Origin of the sequence: Pseudomonas sp. Marseille-Q5117 (assembly GCF_946901175.1) — a bacterium.
In the GTDB taxonomy this organism is placed as follows: Bacteria; Pseudomonadota; Gammaproteobacteria; order Pseudomonadales; family Pseudomonadaceae; genus Aquipseudomonas; species Aquipseudomonas iranensis.
On sequence record NZ_CAMPPP010000024.1, the window covers coordinates 43843 to 61473 of the forward strand.

The 17631-nt window shown below is 61.7% G+C and carries 17 protein-coding genes; 8 read left to right on the forward strand and 9 right to left on the reverse strand.

Annotated elements, in window-relative coordinates; all coding sequences use genetic code 11:
* Nucleotides 1–30: 30 nt before the first annotated feature.
* On the reverse strand, nt 31–1647 hold the full coding sequence (locus tag OC605_RS26595) for a murein L,D-transpeptidase (protein WP_262140345.1): 1617 nt from the start codon (nt 1645–1647) through the stop codon (nt 31–33).
* Between the two features lie 152 nt (nt 1648–1799).
* On the opposite strand from OC605_RS26595, the gene OC605_RS26600 reads away from it, so the two are divergent.
* Nucleotides 1800–2513 (forward strand): murein L,D-transpeptidase catalytic domain family protein, encoded by a 714-nt coding sequence (locus OC605_RS26600; protein WP_262140346.1) that lies wholly within the window; start codon nt 1800–1802, stop codon nt 2511–2513.
* Here OC605_RS26600 and OC605_RS26605 read toward each other — a convergent pair.
* Nucleotides 2510–3130 carry a cell wall hydrolase gene (locus tag OC605_RS26605; RefSeq protein WP_262140347.1) on the reverse strand — a complete coding sequence of 207 codons (621 nt, stop codon included), beginning with the start codon at nt 3128–3130 and terminating at the stop codon, nt 2510–2512. The genes OC605_RS26600 and OC605_RS26605 overlap by 4 nt on opposite strands.
* A gap of 198 nt (nt 3131–3328) precedes the next feature.
* Between OC605_RS26605 and OC605_RS26610 the strand changes: the two genes are divergently transcribed.
* From OC605_RS26610 to OC605_RS26630, 5 genes are all read left to right on the forward strand, one after another.
* Nucleotides 3329–4180: a CAP domain-containing protein gene (locus OC605_RS26610; RefSeq protein WP_262140348.1), complete on the forward strand. Its 852-nt coding sequence runs from the start codon at nt 3329–3331 to the stop codon at nt 4178–4180.
* A gap of 119 nt (nt 4181–4299) precedes the next feature.
* On the forward strand, nt 4300–5298 hold the full coding sequence (gene moaA, locus OC605_RS26615) for a GTP 3',8-cyclase MoaA (RefSeq protein ID WP_016775169.1): 999 nt from the start codon (nt 4300–4302) through the stop codon (nt 5296–5298).
* Between the two features lie 25 nt (nt 5299–5323).
* Nucleotides 5324–6223 (forward strand): bestrophin family protein, encoded by a 900-nt coding sequence (locus OC605_RS26620; RefSeq protein WP_186566540.1) that lies wholly within the window; start codon nt 5324–5326, stop codon nt 6221–6223.
* A 573-nt stretch (nt 6224–6796) separates the two neighbouring features.
* Entirely contained in the window at nt 6797–8161 is a 1365-nt protein-coding gene (locus OC605_RS26625) for a glutamine synthetase family protein (RefSeq protein ID WP_262140349.1), read from the forward strand.
* Nucleotides 8162–8308: 147 nt separating this feature from the next.
* A complete protein-coding gene (locus OC605_RS26630) occupies nt 8309–9592 on the forward strand; it encodes an NAD(P)/FAD-dependent oxidoreductase (protein ID WP_262140350.1) in 1284 nt (427 codons plus the stop codon).
* Nucleotides 9593–9703: 111 nt separating this feature from the next.
* Here OC605_RS26630 and OC605_RS26635 read toward each other — a convergent pair whose 3' ends face one another.
* Nucleotides 9704–10489 carry a DeoR/GlpR family DNA-binding transcription regulator gene (locus OC605_RS26635; RefSeq protein ID WP_262140351.1) on the reverse strand — a complete coding sequence of 262 codons (786 nt, stop codon included), beginning with the start codon at nt 10487–10489 and terminating at the stop codon, nt 9704–9706.
* An 83-nt stretch (nt 10490–10572) separates the two neighbouring features.
* Here OC605_RS26635 and OC605_RS26640 point away from each other — a divergent pair, with 83 nt between their 5' ends.
* Entirely contained in the window at nt 10573–10737 is a 165-nt protein-coding gene (locus tag OC605_RS26640; RefSeq protein WP_262140352.1) for a hypothetical protein, read from the forward strand.
* 133 nt (nt 10738–10870) lie between these two features.
* On the opposite strand, the gene OC605_RS26645 is transcribed toward OC605_RS26640, so the two are convergent.
* On the reverse strand, nt 10871–11890 hold the full coding sequence (locus OC605_RS26645) for an AbrB family transcriptional regulator (RefSeq protein ID WP_262140353.1): 1020 nt from the start codon (nt 11888–11890) through the stop codon (nt 10871–10873).
* Nucleotides 11891–12072: 182 nt separating this feature from the next.
* Nucleotides 12073–12495: an HD domain-containing protein gene (locus tag OC605_RS26650; RefSeq protein WP_262140354.1), complete on the reverse strand. Its 423-nt coding sequence runs from the start codon at nt 12493–12495 to the stop codon at nt 12073–12075.
* A 158-nt stretch (nt 12496–12653) separates the two neighbouring features.
* On the opposite strand from OC605_RS26650, the gene OC605_RS26655 reads away from it, so the two are divergent.
* Complete coding sequence (locus tag OC605_RS26655) at nt 12654–13085, forward strand: hypothetical protein (RefSeq protein WP_262140355.1); 432 nt, start codon at nt 12654–12656, stop codon at nt 13083–13085.
* Between the two features lie 70 nt (nt 13086–13155).
* Here OC605_RS26655 and OC605_RS26660 read toward each other — a convergent pair whose 3' ends face one another.
* From OC605_RS26660 to OC605_RS26675, 4 genes are all read right to left on the reverse strand, one after another.
* Complete coding sequence (locus OC605_RS26660; RefSeq protein WP_110645556.1) at nt 13156–13440, reverse strand: hypothetical protein; 285 nt, start codon at nt 13438–13440, stop codon at nt 13156–13158.
* 143 nt (nt 13441–13583) lie between these two features.
* On the reverse strand, nt 13584–14132 hold the full coding sequence (locus OC605_RS26665; protein ID WP_011333561.1) for a cupin domain-containing protein: 549 nt from the start codon (nt 14130–14132) through the stop codon (nt 13584–13586).
* A gap of 421 nt (nt 14133–14553) precedes the next feature.
* Complete coding sequence (locus OC605_RS26670) at nt 14554–15837, reverse strand: NAD(P)/FAD-dependent oxidoreductase (protein ID WP_262140356.1); 1284 nt, start codon at nt 15835–15837, stop codon at nt 14554–14556.
* A 49-nt stretch (nt 15838–15886) separates the two neighbouring features.
* Entirely contained in the window at nt 15887–17377 is a 1491-nt protein-coding gene (locus tag OC605_RS26675; RefSeq protein WP_262140357.1) for an aldehyde dehydrogenase, read from the reverse strand.
* Nucleotides 17378–17631 lie beyond the last annotated feature (254 nt).

Below are 17631 nucleotides of genomic sequence, written 5' to 3' on the forward strand. Positions count from 1 at the left end.
AGATCTTTGACTGCCGTGCTGGTGCCGGACTCAATGCGCCCGATCCAGCCCCGCCAGCAATGCGCTGTCGTGGCTGTAGATGTCCGGCGCATAACGCACCTGGCCGCTGCTGTCGACTTGCGCCGTCCAGTAGGTCATCAGGATCGGCACCGGCGCCGACAGGCGAAATTCATGGGTGGTGCCGGTTGCCAGCAAAGTTTCGGTGCGAGCTTTTTCTGCCGGGGACAGCAGCAGATCGCGCAGTTGCAGCGGGTGCTCGACGCGCACACAACCGGAGCTGAACGCCCGTGGGCCTTTGTCGAACAGCGCCTTGCTCGGCGTGTCGTGCAGGTACACCGAAAACGGGTTGGGGAAACGGATGACCATTTGCCCCAGCGGATTGCGCGGGCCGGCGTCCTGACGCAGGAGGATGTTGCCGGGGTTGTCCCAGTCGATATCCGCCGCTGCCAGAGGCTGGCCGTTGGCGTCGAGCACTTGCAGGTTCTGGCGCCTGAGGAAGGTCTGGTCCTTGCGAATTTCCGGCAGTTTGTCTTCCTTCCAGATAGTCGGCGGAACAGTCCAGGTCGGGTTCAGCGTCAGGCGGGTGACGCGGGATTTGAGCAGCGGCGTCTGGCGTTCGGCGCGGCCGACCTGGGTGCGGGTCTGCCACACCGGTTGACCGCTCTGATACAGCGTCAGCTCAGCGGCGGCCACGTTGACCACCAGGCCACTGGGCTCCATGTCCTGGGCAATCCAGCGGAAACGTTCGAGATTGACGCGCAACTGATCGCGGCGGGTCAGCGGGCTGATGTTCAGCTCGGCAATGGTGCCCGGCCCGACCACGCCGTCAGCCTGCAACGAATGGCTGGCCTGAAAGTGCTTCACGGCTTCCACCAGCACGTCATCGTAGGCGTTGTCCGGTGTCACCAGTGCGTGTGCCAGATAACCTTCGCTGTACAAGCGTCGGGCCAGTTCCGGCACGCGCGGGTCTTCCATCGCCGGACGCAGCAACGGGCCGTTGCCCACCGGCTGCCATTGGGGCAAGGCTTGCAAGCGTTGCGCGGCGTACAGCTGACGCAGGCTTTGATATTGCGGCAGATGCGGACGCGCCAGGTCGAACGCCGCAGCAATATCGTGCATGCCCGGCACGGCAATGCTGAGCAATTGCGCCTGACGGTCGGTCGGCGGGCCGTCGACACGCCACAGCGGTTCGAAATGCGATTGCAACAGACGGCCGTAATGCAGATCCTGCAAGGCTTGCAGGTAGTTGCGGCTGATGTCGATGTCGGCGCACAACTCGCCGTCCTGCGGCGGCGTAGTGGCCACGGCGTAGCGATTCGGATTCAACCCATCATCAGCCAACAGCTGCAATTGCGCGCGCAATGCCGGCAAGCGTGCCGACTCACTCGCCCACACCGGCATCCAGTCCTGCTGTTCATAAAACGCCTGCAATTGGCTCAACGCCGGGCCATTGAGGCGCGGAGCAATGGCCGGGCACGACTGCGCCAGGCTGATCAAAACCGCCTGCAACGGGCTGCGCGGCTCGACCGGCAATTGCGTTTCCGGCGTCGGCAGGGTTTCGAGCGGGGGCAGCGGCTCATCGGCGCAAGCGACAAACGGCGCTGCGAGCAAACAAATGCTCAAGTAGCATGCGTACTTTTTGAACAACTGCTTTACTCCAATCCATGGCCGTCCAGATGACGGTCAACCTTACATCAGGTGCGCTGAACAGTCAGGCTCGAACCACGAGCCTGCGGGTATTGACTGGGAGTCAGGAGCCAAAGTGCCGTTTATGTAGCAAGTTGAGGACACTTTATAAAATGTTGACGTTTTTGCGCCGACTTCTGTTGAGCACCGCGACCCTTATCGCCGTGACCAGCCCAGTATTTGCCGCCGGCAAGCCATCGCCGGTTCTCTACAACAGCCTCGCCCACGCCGCGCCGGAACTCAATCCCCAGGCGCTCAAAGGTGCATTGAACGCCATGCAATGCGCGGTCAACAACGGCGCGAAACCCTCACGGCATCTGGCGATCATCGATTATTCGCAACCGTCCACCGAACGCCGCCTGTGGATCTTCGACCTGAGCAAAAAGAAACTGGTGCTGCGTGATCTGGTTGCCCACGGTTCCAACTCCGGGGAAAACTTCGCCACGCAGTTTTCCAATCGCGAAGGCAGCTATCAGTCCAGCCTCGGCCTGTTCCGCACTCAGGAAAGCTACGAAGGTACTCACGGCTATTCGCTGCGCATGGATGGTCTGGAACCCGGTTTCAATGATCTGGCCCGTGATCGCGCGATCGTGATTCATGCCGCCAGTTACGTGAACCCGCTGTGGAGCAAGCGTCAGGGGCGTATCGGCCGCAGTCAGGGTTGCCCCGCCGTGCGGCCGCAGATCGCCAAACAGGTGATCGATCGCCTGAAGAACGGCCAGTTCATGTTTTCCTGGTATCCGGATCAGCGCTGGCTGCAAAAGTCACCGTATCTGAACTGCCAGCCGCAGCAGGTGGCGAGCATTCTCAACACCCACGCCAGTTAACGCGCGTCGCCGCCGGCGGGTTTGTAGAACAGGAACCTGCCGGTCTGCGCGGTGTTGCGATAGGCCTTGGCCCAGCTCGGGTGCACGCCGCGATCGTGAAAATACAGGGCGCCGCGCGTGCGGTCCTTGAGCTGACGGTTCAACGCCTTGCCAGCGATTTCCTTGGCCAATGCGTATTCGGAATCCTCCTTGACCTGATCGGGCTTGCCATCGCACCACCAGGAAAACTGGCAGTTGCCGCTTTCCGATCCTTGCTTGACCACCGCGCACACTGTGTCGGGAAAGCCGTCGTGGCCGAGGCGATTCATCACCACGCTGGCGACGGCTTCCATTTCCGGGGTGTCCTTGCCCTTGGCTTCCCAGTAAATACTGCGCGCCAGACAGGTCAGCGGATCGTCCAGCGGCGCGGCGCCGGCCGGGTCCACCGCCTGCGCTTCGGTCGGGGTGATGGCTTCGGATTTCGGCGCCGGCGCGGCGCTGACTTTATCTGCCGCTTTTTCCTCCAGCACCTCGGCTTTCTGTTCGGCCTTGGCCTCGATCGGCGCCTGCGCCCCGGCCCATGCCGCGCCGGTCAAAAAGATCCACAACAAACCGCCCGCCAAGCCTTTCAATCCCATGTCGGTTCTTCCGTCAGCGCCCGCCCGGGGCAAGATGTTACGTAGGTGAGACGCCCGGTTTGCGGGGTCTTCGCAGAGTGTAGCGAGCAAATGCGCGGGCACACCAGCGCAGAAAAAAATCCGCCGCAAAGAAAAACACATTCACTCACCGGGGGCCTTTCGCGCATCATGGGCGCATTCAGCTCAAGGGAGATTTCCATGCGCTTCATGCCGTCCGTTTTGCGTTGTGCCGCACTGTCGCTGGGCGTGGTGTTCGCCACCTCGGCGCTGGCTGCCGATGAACTGCAATTGATCGAGTCGATCAACAGCTATCGCAGCCAGCCGCAGCGTTGCGGCACGCAGGCATCGAACGAGTTGCCACCGCTGTCGGCCGATCCACGTCTGCGCCTGCCCGCCAGCGGCGCGGTCGATCTGCAGCAGGCCATGACCAGCGCGCAGTACCCGATGGTCAACGTGCAGGCAATCACCCTCAACGGCCCGCGCGATGCAGCGGCGGCGATGCAGGCGATCAAGGAAAGCTTCTGTCAGGTGGTGCTCGATCCGCAGTTCGTCGATATCGGCGTCAACCGTGTCGACCGCGACTGGCGCATCGTTCTCGCGCGGCCGTTGCTGACGGCGAAACTCGGCGATGCACAAAGCGAAGGGCAAAAGCTGCTGGCGCAACTCAATACCGCGCGCGGCCAGGCGCGCCAGTGCGGCGGGCAGTCCTTCGCGGCGGCAGCACCGCTGGCGTGGAATGCCACGCTGGGCACTGTCGCTCAGGATCACAGCCGCGACATGGCCAACAACAATTACCTCGACCACAAGGACCGCGACGGCCGCACGCCAGGCGACCGCGCCGAGCTGTCCGGTTACAGTGGGCAACTGGTCGGCGAGAACATCGCCGCCGGGCAAGACACCGTCGGCAAGGTCGTTGACGGCTGGCTCGCCAGCCCCGGGCATTGCGCCAACCTGATGAACCCGCAATATCAGGAACTGGGCGCCGCGTACGCGACCGATCCGAAAAGCAACGCCGGCATTTACTGGACGGCAATGTTTGGCGCACCGTAAGGCATCATCGACGCCGTCAATCACTCGGTCAGCCAGAGTGATTGGACGGCATGGCGAGCGCAGCCTACCCTGCGCGATCTGCGCCCGCTGACGGCGTTCCACATCCACGAGGCGAGCCCATGACACAGCGTGAATTGATCGATGGTCACAACCGCCGCGTGGATTATCTGCGCCTGTCGGTCACCGACCGCTGCGATTTTCGCTGCGTCTATTGCATGGCCGAGGACATGCAGTTCCTGCCGCGCCAGCAGATCCTCACCCTCGAAGAGCTGTTCCAGGTAGCGCAAAGCTTCGTTGCCCTCGGCACGCGCAAGATCCGCCTCACCGGTGGCGAGCCGCTGATCCGGCCTGGTGTCGTGCAACTTTGCGAACAGATCGCCGCCCTGCCCGGCCTGCGCGAACTGTGCTTGACCACCAACGGCTCGCAATTGGGCCGACTGGCTCAGCCACTGTTCGACGCCGGGGTCAAGCGCCTCAACATCAGCCTCGACAGTCTCGATCCGCAGCGCTTCAAAGAGCTGACCCGCACTGGCGATCTGGCGCAGGTCATCGACGGCATCGATGCCGCGCGTGCCGCCGGTTTCACCCGTACCAAGCTCAATTGCGTGGTGATGCAGGGCCGCAACGATCACGAGATCAACGATCTGGTCAGTTTCGCCATCGAGCGTGATCTGGATATTTCCTTCATCGAAGAGATGCCGCTGGGCGCGATCGCCGAACACAGCCGCGCCGAATCCTTCTACTCCAGCGCGCAAGTACGCGAACGCATCGCCGAACGTTTTACCCTGATCGACTCGACCGAATCGACGCAAGGGCCGTCGCGCTACTGGCGTGTGGCCGAAGCGCCGAACATTCGCCTGGGCTTCATTTCACCGCACAGCCATAACTTCTGCGGTACCTGCAACCGCGTGCGCCTGACCGTCGAAGGTCGCTTGCTGCTGTGCCTGGGCAACGAGCATTCGATGGACCTCAAAGCGGTGCTGCGCGCCCACCCGGGCCACCCGGAACGTCTGGAGAACGCGATCATCGAGGCGATGAAACTCAAGCCGTATCGACACAACTTCGAAGTCAACGACGACGTGCAAGTGGTGCGTTTCATGAACATGACCGGCGGCTGATTCGCCGCGCAACCGGGACCGCGAGATGATCGTCAGACCGAGACCCAATCAGTTCGCCGTGCTGTTCACCCTCAGAGGCTCGATCGCCAAACGCATCGCCGTGCGCACCTTGATGCTGACACTGCTGGCGGCAGCGATTGTGCTGATCGAACTTCTGGTGCCGAGCTACTTCGCCCAGATCAATTCGACGCCGTTCACCCTGCTCGGTCTGTCGCTGTCGATCTTCCTGAGCTTTCGCAACAACGCCTGTTACGACCGTTGGTACGAGGGCCGCAAGGCCTGGGGCGAGGTGCTGCTGCGGGTGCGCTCGGTGATGCGCGAAACCCAAGGCATCGATGACTCGCGCCTGCGTGGACAACTGTTGCGCAACCTGTGCGGTTTCGCCCACGCGTTGAATGCGCGGTTGCGTGGAGACAGTGAGGAGCAGGCCAGTGCCGACTGGGTCAGCCCGCCGATCGGTGGTGCGGCGCCGGATCACTGCGGACAGATTCTTCATCAGGTCGGGCGCCAGTGTTCCGAGCTGGAAACGGCCGGTGTGCTGTCGCCATGGCGTTATCAATTGCTGGCCAATCACCTGACCTGCCTGAGCCAGGCACAGGCCGTGTGCGACCGCATCAAGAACACGCCACTGCCCTTCCCTTACACCCTGCTGCTGCACCGCACCATTTACCTGTTCTGCCTGTTGCTGCCCTTCGCCATGGCGCAATCGCTGGGATGGTTGACGCCGCTGTTCACGGCAATTGTCAGCTACACCTTCTTCGGCTTCGACGCGATTGCCGATGAACTCGAAGACCCGTTCGGCCGCGATGAGAACGATCTGCCGACCGATGCGCTGGTGCGTACCCTGGAGCGCGATGTGCTGTACGAACTCGGCGTCTCGCCTTTGCCGCCCGCGCCGGAACCGGACGATTACGTGCTGCGCTGATGACACAACGGCAAGTAACGAGATGGCCCGGCGCGTCCGCTCGGGACCGAGGTGCGGCCATTCGCGAGCAGGCTCGCTCCCACAGTTGAAATGCACTCTCCTGTGGGAGCGAGCCTGCTCGCGAAAAAGGCAACTCGGTCAAGCAGCCCAAACGCCGGAAAGCGCCACCGACGATTCTTCCATTTACACGCGCGCAAATTCCCCCTTACTATCCGGGCACACCGGTCGCCGGGCCTCCCCTGCCGCCGACGCTTTCCGCCAACGGAAACACGCGTTATGAGTACGTCACCACAACAACCGCAAAGGTTGCACGTCTCTGCTGTACGCGCCCACTGCAACAGGGGCCGCGTATGAACCGCATCGTCAATCTGCCCATGGCCCTGCGCCGTTCCAAGCTGCGTCACTCCGCACGCCCGCCGGATATCGCCGTTCCTGCCTGATCGCGTGAGCTGAAACCGCGACAGTCAATTTCCCGATTTTCCTGATATCCCTGCCGGGACACTTACGCGTTTTTGTCGCGTCGTGTCCGGCCGAATCTGCGCGCCTGTGCGGCGCCACCGTGAGTGATTTGCCATGAAATTCGCAGCCATCGAAGACGCACGCCTGTTCCTCGAACAGAACCCCGATATCGACATGATCGAACTGTTCATCCTCGACGCCAACGGCGTGCCGCGCGGCAAGCTGTTGCACCGTGAAGAACTGCTCGCCGTGTACGAAAGCGGCCGACCGCTGCCGAGCACCATCCTCGGCCTGACCGTACAGGGCGAAGACGTTGAGAACTCCGGACTGGTCTGGGACGTCGGCGACATCGACTGCCGCGCCTATCCGCTGCAAGGCAGTCTGGTGCGCCTGCCGTGGCGGCAGATTCCGACCGCTGCGGTGCAGGTCAGCATGCACCCGAGCGAGGGCATGCCGGCGAGTATCGCTGACCCTCGGCACCTGCTGATCAAGGTCATCGACGGGCTCAAGGCCGAGGGCTATCACCCGGTCATGGCCTGCGAGCTGGAGTTCTATCTGCTCGACGCCAAACGCGATCACAACGGCCGCCCACAACCGGCGCTGGACGCCGACGGCGGGCGACCGCGACACACGCAAGTCTACGGTTTGCGCGAGCTGGAGCAGATCGAGCCATTCCTCGCCGACCTCTACAGCGCCTGCAAACTGCACGGCATTCCGGCGCGCACGGCGATTTCCGAATACGCGCCGGGGCAAGTGGAAATCACTCTGGAACACGGCGATGCGCTGGAGGCGATGGATCAGGCGGTGCGCTACAAGCGTCTGGTCAAAGGCGTTGCGCACAAGCACGGCATGCAGGCGACGTTCATGGCCAAGCCGTTCGATGATCTGGCCGGCACCGGCATGCACATGCACGTCAGCCTCGCCAATGCCGAGGGGCGTAATTTGTTCGCTTCTGAAGACCCGGCCGGCACGCCGCTGTTGCGCACGGCGATTGGCGGCATGCTCGCCTCGCTGCTTGATTCGCTGCTGCTGTTCTGCCCCAACGCGAACTCTTACCGGCGTTTCCAGGCCAACAGTTACGCGCCACTGGCGCCGACTTGGGGTGTCGATAACCGCACCGTCAGCCTGCGCGTACCCGGCGGCCCGGCGCCGACACGACACATCGAACACCGCATCTGCGGCGCCGACGCCAACCCGTATCTGGCAGCAGCAGCGATCCTCGCCGGCATTCACCGGGGCATTCGTGAAGAGCTGGATCCCGGGGCACCGGTCGAGGGCAATGGTTACGCTCAGGCAACAGAATTGTTGCCGACCGATTGGCTGACGTCGTTGCAGGCGCTGGAAAATTCCGCGTGGGCACGGGAGGCGTTGGGCCAGGAATTCCTTGGGGTGTATCTGGCGGTGAAGCGTGCCGAGTATCGCCAGTTCATGGCTGAAGTGGGTGAGCAGGATTGGCGGTGGTACCTGACCGAGGCTTAACGATCCGACACCGAACCTGTGGGAGCGAGCCTGCTCGCGAAGGCGTCATCACATTCAACATTTTGGGTGACTGACACACCGCTTTCGCGAGCAGGCTCGCTCCCACAGGGAATGCACTTCGAACCTGGATTTTTTGTGGACCCCAACATGACCATTCGCTGCAATTCCTACTACACCGCCACCCTCAACCACGACACCGACTACCCGACCCTGCAAGGTCGGCACAAGGTCGATGTGGTGATCATCGGCGGCGGTTTCACTGGCGTCGCCACTGCCGTCGAGCTGGCGGAAAAAGGCCTGAAGGTCGCCATCGTCGAAAGCCACAAGATCGGCTGGGGCGCCACCGGGCGCAATGGCGGGCAAGTCACCGGCAGCCTTTCCGGCGACGGCGCGATGCGCAAACAGATGCGCGCGAAACTTGGCGATGACGTGGACGATTTCATCTGGCATCTGCGCTGGCGCGGGCATGAAATCATCCAGCAACGCGTCAAGAAATATGGCATTGAATGCGACCTCAAACACGGCCATTTGCACGCGGCGTACAAGCCGAGCCACATGGTCGATCTGCGCAAGGATTACGACGAAGCCGTGCGTCGCGGATTAGGCGATGAAGTGAGCCTGCTCGACCGCAGCCAGGTTCGCGACCTGCTGCAAAGCGAGCTCTACCACGGCGCCATCAAGAACACCCGCAACATGCACCTGCACCCGCTCAACCTGTGCATTGGCGAAGCACGCGCAGCCGAAAGCCTGGGCGCGCAGATCTTCGAAAACAGTGAAGTGCTGGAGATCATTCACGGCGACACACCTGGCGTGCGCACCGCCCACGGCCAGATCGACGCCAATCAGGTGATGCTCGCCGGTGACGTCTATCACAAGCTCGAACCGGGTCAGCTCAAGGGCAAGATCTTCCCGGCCATGGGCGGCATCGTCACCACCGCGCCGCTGGGTGATCTGGCGCAACAGATCAACCCCGAAGACCTCGCCGTGTACGACTGCCGCTTCGTCCTCGATTACTACCGGCTCACCGCCGACGGCCGTTTGCTGTTCGGCGGCGGTGCCAACTACAGCGGCAAGGATTCGCGCGACATCGCTGCGGAACTGCGCCCGTGTATCGAGCGCACGTTCCCGGCGCTAAAAGGCGTGCCGATCGATTACCAGTGGAGCTGCGCGATGGGCATCGTCATCAACCGCATCCCGCAACTGGGCAAGCTCTCGGACAACGTCTGGTATTGCCAGGGCTATTCTGGCCACGGCATTGCAACCACGCACATCATGGGCGAGATCATGAGCCGGGCGATCACCGGGCAAATGGAACAGTTCGACACGTTCGCCGCGTGCCAGCACATTCGCGTGCCAATGGGCGACCTGCTGGGCAACCCGTTGCTGGCGGCGGGGATGTGGTATTACCAGATGCTTGAGCGGTTGCGCTGACTGGACCGGCCCTATCGCGAGCAGGCTCGCTCCCACATTGGATTTGTGCACGACACAACACTCTGTGGGAGCGAGCCTACTCGCGAAGAGGCCCTCAAACCCCACACAAACTCAATCCGCCAACTGCTCCACGACAATCCCCAACCGCCGATAATCCTCCACACTCCCCGACCCCGGATGCCGCTCGGTAATCAACCTATGCAGGCGCGTACACGGCGCCACCACAAACGGCTCCACCGCGCCCAGCTTGTCCGCCGTAGTCACTGCAATCACCCGCTTTGCGCTGTCGAGCATCGCCTGTTTGATCGGCACTTCATCGAAATGCAGCGAGGTGATCCCGACCTCGGGATGAATCGCACACACCCCGGTAATCGCCAGATCCGCCTTGATCCCCGCCAGCAGTCGCAGCGCTTCCTGACCACTGGCCGACATCGAATGAGCATTCAATTCACCACCCGCCAGAATCACTTTCACGCCTTTATATTCGGACAAGGCAATCGCCGTCAGCGGTGAAGCGGTCACGGCGGTGATGCGGGTGTCGGACGGTAACGCGCGCGCCACCTGCAACGTGGTCGAGCCGGAATCGAACAGCACAATCTGCCCGTCCTCGATGTGCTGCGCCGCCAATTGCGCCAGGCGCACCTTGACCTCGTCGGTCTCATCCAGACGGGTGAAGTAATCCTTGCCCGAGTCCTTCGGTCGCGGCAGCGCCCCGCCATGCACCCGCTGCACCAGCCCGGCGCTGTCCAGCTCGGCGAGGTCGCGGCGGATCGTGTCTTCGGACACTGCGAAATGCTGGCTAAGCTCGGAGGCCATGACCTTGCCGTCACGTTCGAGAAGCAAAAGGATTTTCTGCCGGCGCAGGGACGGCAATTCGGCGATGGAGTGGTCGTGCATGGTTATGCCTGTTTGTGCTTGTAGTTGCAGGTTTCAGCGACACTAGCGAAAGTCTCAGGCAAATACAAACGCAGCGGCTATCAATGCTTTCGATCATTGGAATCAACACGGCGAATTTTTTCTTTGCGCTGCGCCTGTTCACAATGGCCCGACTCTCAAAAGCTCAGGATGAACAGCCCATGAATCTCAACTTCGCCTTCGCCTGCATGATTGTCGTGTCGTTCGCGATTGCCTTGGGCCACGCCTGACAGCGCCTCAAACCGAGGCCAGCAATTGCTCACGAAGCCGTTTATGCGCCGCAGCCGCCCTGGGGGAGAGGGCTGGGGTGAGGGGGATGGATCTGACTGACACGCAGCAATCGCCAGCCACCACTGGCTTGCTTCAGGTTTCCTGGCGCACCCGCCTGACCTGCACCAACAACGCCGGTGCAAAATGCAGCAGCACCATCCGGCTCAGATGATGCGTCAGGATAAACACCACATTCAGCCCGCCGCCAAACGCGACAATCGCAATCGTCTCGATCGCGCCCGGCATGTACGCCAGCCACAGCGACAGCGGATCACTGCCCAGCCAGCGCGCGACCACCTCGGCAAACACCGCTGCGACGACGATCATCAAACCCACCGAGACCAAAGCGGTGCGCCCATGTCGCGCCAGCTCTGCAATGCCGAGTCCCTGAAAGCGTGAGCCGATGCGCACGCCAAGAATCAGTGCGGCCAGGTCCAAACTCCACTCCGGCATGTGAAAGCCGTGCAGCCATCCCGACTTCACAAACGCGGCGGTGATGATGATCGCAGTGAGCATGAACGGCGCCGGGACGCCGATCAGCAACAGCAAGCGGCCGAGCAATACGCTCAGCGCGATGACAGCGAGTGCGGTCAGTGCCATGCCGGTGGTCAACGGATCGCTGACGACTTCAGCCACCGCTGTTTGCCCGGGGATAAGCAAACTCACCAGCACGGTGATCAACAGCAGCCGCATCAGATGCACGATGATGACTTTGCTCGAAGCCTTTTCCGACTCAAGCAAATCGAACACTGCGGCCAATGCGCCGGGATACACCGCCAGCAGTGCATCGGTGCGGTTCCAGCCGGCACCGCGTGTCAGCCACCATCCGGCGAGTGCGATTTGTACGGTCAGGCAGATCAGCAACACGCCAAGGCTGGGCAACATCGTCGCGGCCGTTTCGCTGTCCCATGCTTCGAACATCAGCCCGGTGGCGATGCCCAGCGTGACCTGGATGTAGCCCAAGCCATAAGGAGTTGCCGGGGCGATGCCGGTTTTACTGGCAAACAACGCGGTAACGACAATCGAGCCCAGCAGCAAGCCGTGGGGTACGCCTTCAAACTGCAATAACGCGCCGAAACCGGCCGCAATCAACAAGCACACAATGGATTTCATAGTTCGCCTTCCTGGCTATTTTGTGAGACACCACCATTCCCTGGTAGGAGCTACCGAAGGCTGCGATCTTTTGGGACGCAGAGCGTCCCCGGCTGCATTCCCACGCAGAGCGTGGGAACGATCAGAATAACTGATCTATCGCCTTCGCGAGCAGGCTCGCTCCCACGAGAATCCAATACGTCTTACATACGCAAGCGTGCAATCGCCCGCCGATATTTCTCGATCCGCTCCAGATCCTCCCAACCCGGCGAGGCAATCCGCGAGATATCGCTGTTCTCCTCCAGATCCGCCAGCTTCACCACTCGCCCGATCGGGTTTTGCGCGGCGCGGTCGACAAAATCCTCGTAGGACTCGCCGGGCACTTTGGTCACCGCTGCAATCGCCGCCAGCACCTCCTCGCAGAAACCTTCCCCGCGCAAATCATCCAGACTCACCCCGCAATCTTCGACCACGTCGTGCAGCACAGCGACGATGCGCTCTTCCAGCGTATTCATGCGCAACATGACTTTCAGCGGATGCAGAATGTACGGCGCCCCGCCCTTGTCCACCTGCCCGGTGTGGGCCGTGGCGGCAATGGCGATGGCGCGTTCGAGGGTTTGGGCCATGGGAATCGAATCCTGCGCTGAATGTTTCTGATTGTTGCGCAGTGTACGCGAAGATCGCTCAGCGCAAACCGATTGAACCTTGCCCGCCCTCGCCGCCTCGAAACCAGACAAGCGCCAAATCACCGATCAGACGCGGCGCCATTGGAGAGGAATTGCCGATGAAAACCCGACTGCTGCTCCTGATCGCCACGTTTGCCATCATCCCCACCTGCGTCATGGCTGAAGGCTGCGACGTGCAGACCCGCTCCTCCAGCGCCTCGGTGCCAGCGGTGGAAACCCACAGCTGTTACGAATACGAAGGCATGCCCGTGGACTCCATCAACTGGTCCTGCAGCAACGAAAGCAAGGACACCCTCAACGCCACCAAGAAAAAAGTCGATCGCTGCGACGACCACTACCAGGCCACCTGCACCGCCCGCCTCACCCAGGAATCACTGGCCAACCCGCACTCGACCAGCAAAGACAAAAGCGCCAAACCGCTGAACATGCCCGACAACGCCAAAGTCACCTCGTATTACTACGACGGCGAGCACCTGGCGCAGGCAAAGATTGATTGTGAGAACAGCGGCGGGAACTGGAAGGCTAAGTAACCTCGGTCATCAAGGATTGCCTGATAGAGAGCCCGGCTTGATGCCGGGCTTGCTGCATCTGCAAACAGCTTCAACCCTCACCAGCACCGCTGCTGGTGCCGCTGTCGTTCGATTGCTTCGAACCACTGGGCTTGGAACCCGCAGGTGTCGAGCCGTCATTGTTGGTGGTATTGCCCTGCGTGCCTTTGGGCACGGTGGCGCCGTTGGAATGAATGTCTTCCGGCGCACTCGGGTTGGTCTGGCTGTTGCCGTCGTTGGCGGTGGGTGCCGGGGTGTCGCTGGCGGCTGTCGCGTAGAGCGAAGTGGCGGATAACAGCGTGGCCAGGGTGAATGCTGCGAGACTGGATTTATGCATGTCGGCGGTTCCTTTGCGGGGGTGAGTTATGCATTGGAAGCGCATGCGCGGGGAAAATGCGGGAGGGCTGACGAATGGCAGGAACAAACAACCCGACACCTCGTAAAAGATGCCGGGTCAACAAAAAAATATGCGTTATCCGATCAGAAATTCGCCGGCGTATTCGCACTAATAATCTCCGCCTCATCCGCGCCGATATTCCGGAATTTATGCGGCAACGTCGTCGGAAAGTAATACCCGTCCCCCGCACTCAGCACACTCACCTGCCCGTCCACGGTCAGTTCCACCGTGCCGCGCGTGACCAGCCCGCACTCTTCGCCTTCGGCATGCACGATCGGCTCTTCGCCGGAGCTGGCGCCGGGGGCGTATTGTTCGCGGAGCAGGCGCATCTGCCGGCTGGGCACCGAGGCGCCGATGAGCAGCAAGCGCAGGCCGTGGCGGCCGAGGTCGGGTTGTTCGTTGGCGCGGAACACGTATTGGTGTTCGCGCGGGGGCTGGTCGAAGGTGAAGAAGTCGGCCAGGGACATCGGTATGCCTTCGAGCAGCTTTTTCAGCGAGCTGACGGAGGGGCTGACGCGGTTCTGTTCGATCAGCGAGATGGTCGCGTTGGTCACGCCGCTACGCCGGGCGAGCTCGCGCTGGGAGAGTTTGTAGCTTTCGCGTACTAGTTTGAGTCGAGAACCCGTATCCATGACAGCCTTATGTAAGAGCGACTTAAGGGCGATGGGGGTGGGTGGCGGGTGACGCGCAGGTCGCGCGGATCACGTTGCTCCCGTGTCCCGGAACCGTGAAAGGCGGCTATTAAATCACGTTTGCCGGTGTTGCTCAGCAGGTTCGATGGATGGTGCGGCAAAAGTCCTGTTGGCCTTGGCAATACAGTCACTGTGGGAGCGAGCCTGCTCGCGAAAGCAGTGTGTCAGACAACGAAGAACTTGGCTGACATGGCCCCTTCGCGAGCAAGCTCGCTCCCACATTTGGTTTTGAGCAGGTCAGCAAAAGCGAGTGTGGCTGGGCTGGCCTCTTCGCGAGCAGGCTCGCTCCCACAGTGGACATCAGTGCTTTTGCATAAGTGAAAAACCGGCGGGGTCTTTCGGGCCGCCGCCGGGAGGTAAGTCAGACGCCGAAACGGTCGCGCAGGGAGTAGTAGACGGCGCCCAACGCGGTGAGCGGTGCGGAGAAGGTGCGGCCGCCGAGCATTGGCATGTGCGGCAGCGAGGCGAAGGCGTTGAAGCGTTCGGCGTCGCCGCGGATCATTTCCGAGATCAATTTGCCGGCCAGGTGCGAGCAGGTGACACCGTGGCCGCTGTAGCCTTGCATGTAGTAGGCGTTCTTTTCGATGCGGCCGAATTGCGGCATGCGCGACATGGTCAGCAGGAAATTGCCGGTCCAGCGGTAGTCGATCTTCACGTCCTTGAGCTGCGGGAAGGTCTTGAGGATCTTCGGCCGGATCAGTTGCTCGATATCGTCCGGCTCGCGCGCGCCGTAGACCACACCGCCGCCGTAAAGCAGCCGGTTGTCGGCAGTGAGGCGGTAGTAATCCAGCAGATAGTTGCAGTCTTCGACGCAATAGTTGTTGGTGATCAGGCTGCGTGCCTGCTGCTCGGTCAGCGGTTCGGTGACGACGATCTGCGAGCCGCACGGCATGCTTTTCGCGGTGACGCGATTATCGAGACCTTGCGGCAGATAAGCGTTGCCGGCGATCAGCAGGTATTTGGCGCGGACCAGGCCCTTGGCGGTGCGCACGGTGATCGGCTCGCCGTAGGTGATTTCCACCGCTGCCGATTGCTCGTAGATCTTGCCGCCCAAGCGCACGATGGCAGCGGCCTCCCCTAGTGCCAGATTCAGCGGATGAACGTGGCCGCCCTGCATGTCCAGCAAGCCGCCAACGTAAGCGTCGGAACCCACTTCGCGACGAATGTCCGCTGCATCGAGCATCTTCAGATTGCGGTTGCCGTAGCGTTCCCAGTTGCGCTTCTGCTCGGCCAGGCCGTTGTGCTGTTTCTTGTTCATCGCTGCGAAGATGCCGCCCGGGCGGTAGTCGCACTTGATGTCGTAATCCTTGATGCGCGAACGAATGATGTCGGCGCCTTCGAAGATCATGCTGCCGAGGATTTCTGCAGTCTTGTCGCCGTAGCGCTCTTCAATGACATCGACGTCGCGGCTGTAGGAGTTGACCAGTTGCCCGCCATTGCGACCGCTGGCGCCGTAGCCGACTTTCGCCGCTTCCAGCACGGTGACTTTGTAGCCGGCTTCGCTGAGGAACAGCGCCGAGGACAGGCCCGTGTAGCCGGCGCCGATGATGCAGACGTCGCAGTCCACTGCCTCTTCGAGAATCGGGAAGTCGATGACTTCGTTGCGGGTGGCGGCGTAGTAGCTGTTTACGTGTTGCTGTTTCATAGGTTTCTCCGAGGGCCACCAACCAGGGGCGGCCGCCGCTGTAAAAGAATCAGAGCTTGATCCAGGTCGCTTTCAGTTCGGTGTACTTGTCGAACGCATGCAGCGATTTGTCGCGACCGTTGCCCGATTGCTTGAAGCCACCGAACGGCGCAGTCATGTCGCCGCCGTCGTACTGGTTGACCCAGACGCTGCCGGCGCGCAAACCGCGGGCGAAGGTGTGCGCCTTGCTCAGGTTGCTGGTCCACACCCCGGCGGCGAGGCCGAAGATGCTGTCGTTGGCGATCTGCAGAGCTTCTTCGGCAGTGTCGAAGGTGATCAGCGACAGCACCGGGCCGAAGATTTCTTCCCTAGCGATAGTCATCGCATTGGTCACGCCGTCGAAAATCGCTGGCTGCACGTAGAGGCCGCCGGTTTCTTCGAGGGTGCGCTGGCCGCCGGCAATCAACTCGGCGCCCTGCTCGCGGCCGATGCTGATGTAGCGCAGCACGTTGTCCAGTTGACGCTGGTCGACCACGGCGCCGACGGTGGTCGCCGGATCCAGTGCATGCCCCGGTTTCCACGCTTGCAGCGCTTCCACCAGCAGCGGAATGAACTGCTCGCGAATCGAGCGCTCGACCAGCAGACGCGAGCCGGCAGTGCAGACTTCGCCCTGATTGAAGGCGATGGCACTGGCTGCTGCCTGGGCTGCCGCGCGCAGGTCCGGTGCGTCGGCGAACACCACGTTCGGGCTCTTGCCGCCGGCCTCGAGCCAGACGCGTTTCATGTTGCTCTGCCCGGCATAGATCATCAGCTGCTTGGCGATCGCCGTGGAACCGGTGAAGGCCAGCACGTCGACGTCCATGTGCAACGCCAGCGCCTTGCCGACGGTGTGACCGTAGCCCGGCAGCACGTTGAACACGCCTTTGGGAATACCCGCCTCCAGCGCCAGTTGCGCGATGCGGATGGCGGTCAGCGGTGATTTTTCCGAAGGCTTGAGGATGAACGAGTTACCCGCCGCCAGCGCCGGGGCGAATTTCCAGCTGGCCATGATCAGCGGGAAATTCCACGGCACGATCGCTGCGACCACACCGGATGACTCACGGGTGACGAGGCCGAGTTGATCGTGCGGCGTGGCGGCGACTTCGTCGTAGATTTTGTCGATGGCCTCGGCGCTCCAGCGGATCGCGTTGGCGGTCGCCGGGATGTCGATGCTCATCGAATCGCTGATCGGCTTGCCCATGTCGAGGGTTTCCAGCAGCGCCAGTTCTTCCTGGTGCTGCAGGATCAGATCGGCGAAGCGGATCAGCACGCGCTTGCGCTCGGCCGGGGCTTTTTTCGCCCAGATGCCGGAGTTGAAGGACTGGCGCGCCGCTTCGACGGCCAGGTTGGCGTCGGCTTCATCGGTGCTGGCGACGGCGGCAAGAAAGCGGCCATCGACCGGGCTCAGGCATTCGAAGGTGTCGCCGCTGATCGCAGGGCGGTATTCACCGTCGATGAAGGCGCGGGATTCGATGGACAGAGACTGGAAGCGTTGTTCCCAGTCGTTGCGGGTTGTGGTCATTGTTTTGAGCTCGACAAGGGCGGATTGGGCGACGGCGGGTGATCACCCACTCATCCAAATTGATGACCCGATCCCCTGTGGGAGCGAGCCTGCTCGCGAATGCGGTATGTCAGTCAGAATATTGTTGCCTGACACGACGCTTTCGCGAGCAGGCTCGCTCCCACATTGGATCGGTGGTGTCTGTGATCACACCGTATGCAGATACCAGTTGTACTCAAGGTCAGAAATCGAGTTCTCGAACTCGGCCAGCTCGC

Bases quoted from the DNA above. Each gene is read 5' to 3' on its own strand.
- OC605_RS26610 (WP_262140348.1), top strand. From the start codon at position 3,329: ATGCGCTTCATGCCGTCCGTTTTGCGTTGTGCCGCACTGTCGCTGGGC.
- OC605_RS26635 (WP_262140351.1), bottom strand. From the start codon at position 10,489: ATGCACGACCACTCCATCGCCGAATTGCCGTCCCTGCGCCGGCAGAAA.
- OC605_RS26600 (WP_262140346.1), top strand. From the start codon at position 1,800: ATGTTGACGTTTTTGCGCCGACTTCTGTTGAGCACCGCGACCCTTATC.
- moaA (WP_016775169.1), top strand. From the start codon at position 4,300: ATGACACAGCGTGAATTGATCGATGGTCACAACCGCCGCGTGGATTAT.
- OC605_RS26630 (WP_262140350.1), top strand. From the start codon at position 8,309: ATGACCATTCGCTGCAATTCCTACTACACCGCCACCCTCAACCACGAC.
- OC605_RS26655 (WP_262140355.1), top strand. From the start codon at position 12,654: ATGAAAACCCGACTGCTGCTCCTGATCGCCACGTTTGCCATCATCCCC.
- OC605_RS26670 (WP_262140356.1), bottom strand. From the start codon at position 15,837: ATGAAACAGCAACACGTAAACAGCTACTACGCCGCCACCCGCAACGAA.
- OC605_RS26605 (WP_262140347.1), bottom strand. From the start codon at position 3,130: ATGGGATTGAAAGGCTTGGCGGGCGGTTTGTTGTGGATCTTTTTGACC.
- OC605_RS26645 (WP_262140353.1), bottom strand. From the start codon at position 11,890: ATGAAATCCATTGTGTGCTTGTTGATTGCGGCCGGTTTCGGCGCGTTA.
- OC605_RS26650 (WP_262140354.1), bottom strand. From the start codon at position 12,495: ATGGCCCAAACCCTCGAACGCGCCATCGCCATTGCCGCCACGGCCCAC.
- OC605_RS26620 (WP_186566540.1), top strand. From the start codon at position 5,324: ATGATCGTCAGACCGAGACCCAATCAGTTCGCCGTGCTGTTCACCCTC.
- OC605_RS26675 (WP_262140357.1), bottom strand. From the start codon at position 17,377: ATGACCACAACCCGCAACGACTGGGAACAACGCTTCCAGTCTCTGTCC.
- OC605_RS26665 (WP_011333561.1), bottom strand. From the start codon at position 14,132: ATGGATACGGGTTCTCGACTCAAACTAGTACGCGAAAGCTACAAACTC.
- OC605_RS26625 (WP_262140349.1), top strand. From the start codon at position 6,797: ATGAAATTCGCAGCCATCGAAGACGCACGCCTGTTCCTCGAACAGAAC.
- OC605_RS26660 (WP_110645556.1), bottom strand. From the start codon at position 13,440: ATGCATAAATCCAGTCTCGCAGCATTCACCCTGGCCACGCTGTTATCC.
- OC605_RS26640 (WP_262140352.1), top strand. From the start codon at position 10,573: ATGCTTTCGATCATTGGAATCAACACGGCGAATTTTTTCTTTGCGCTG.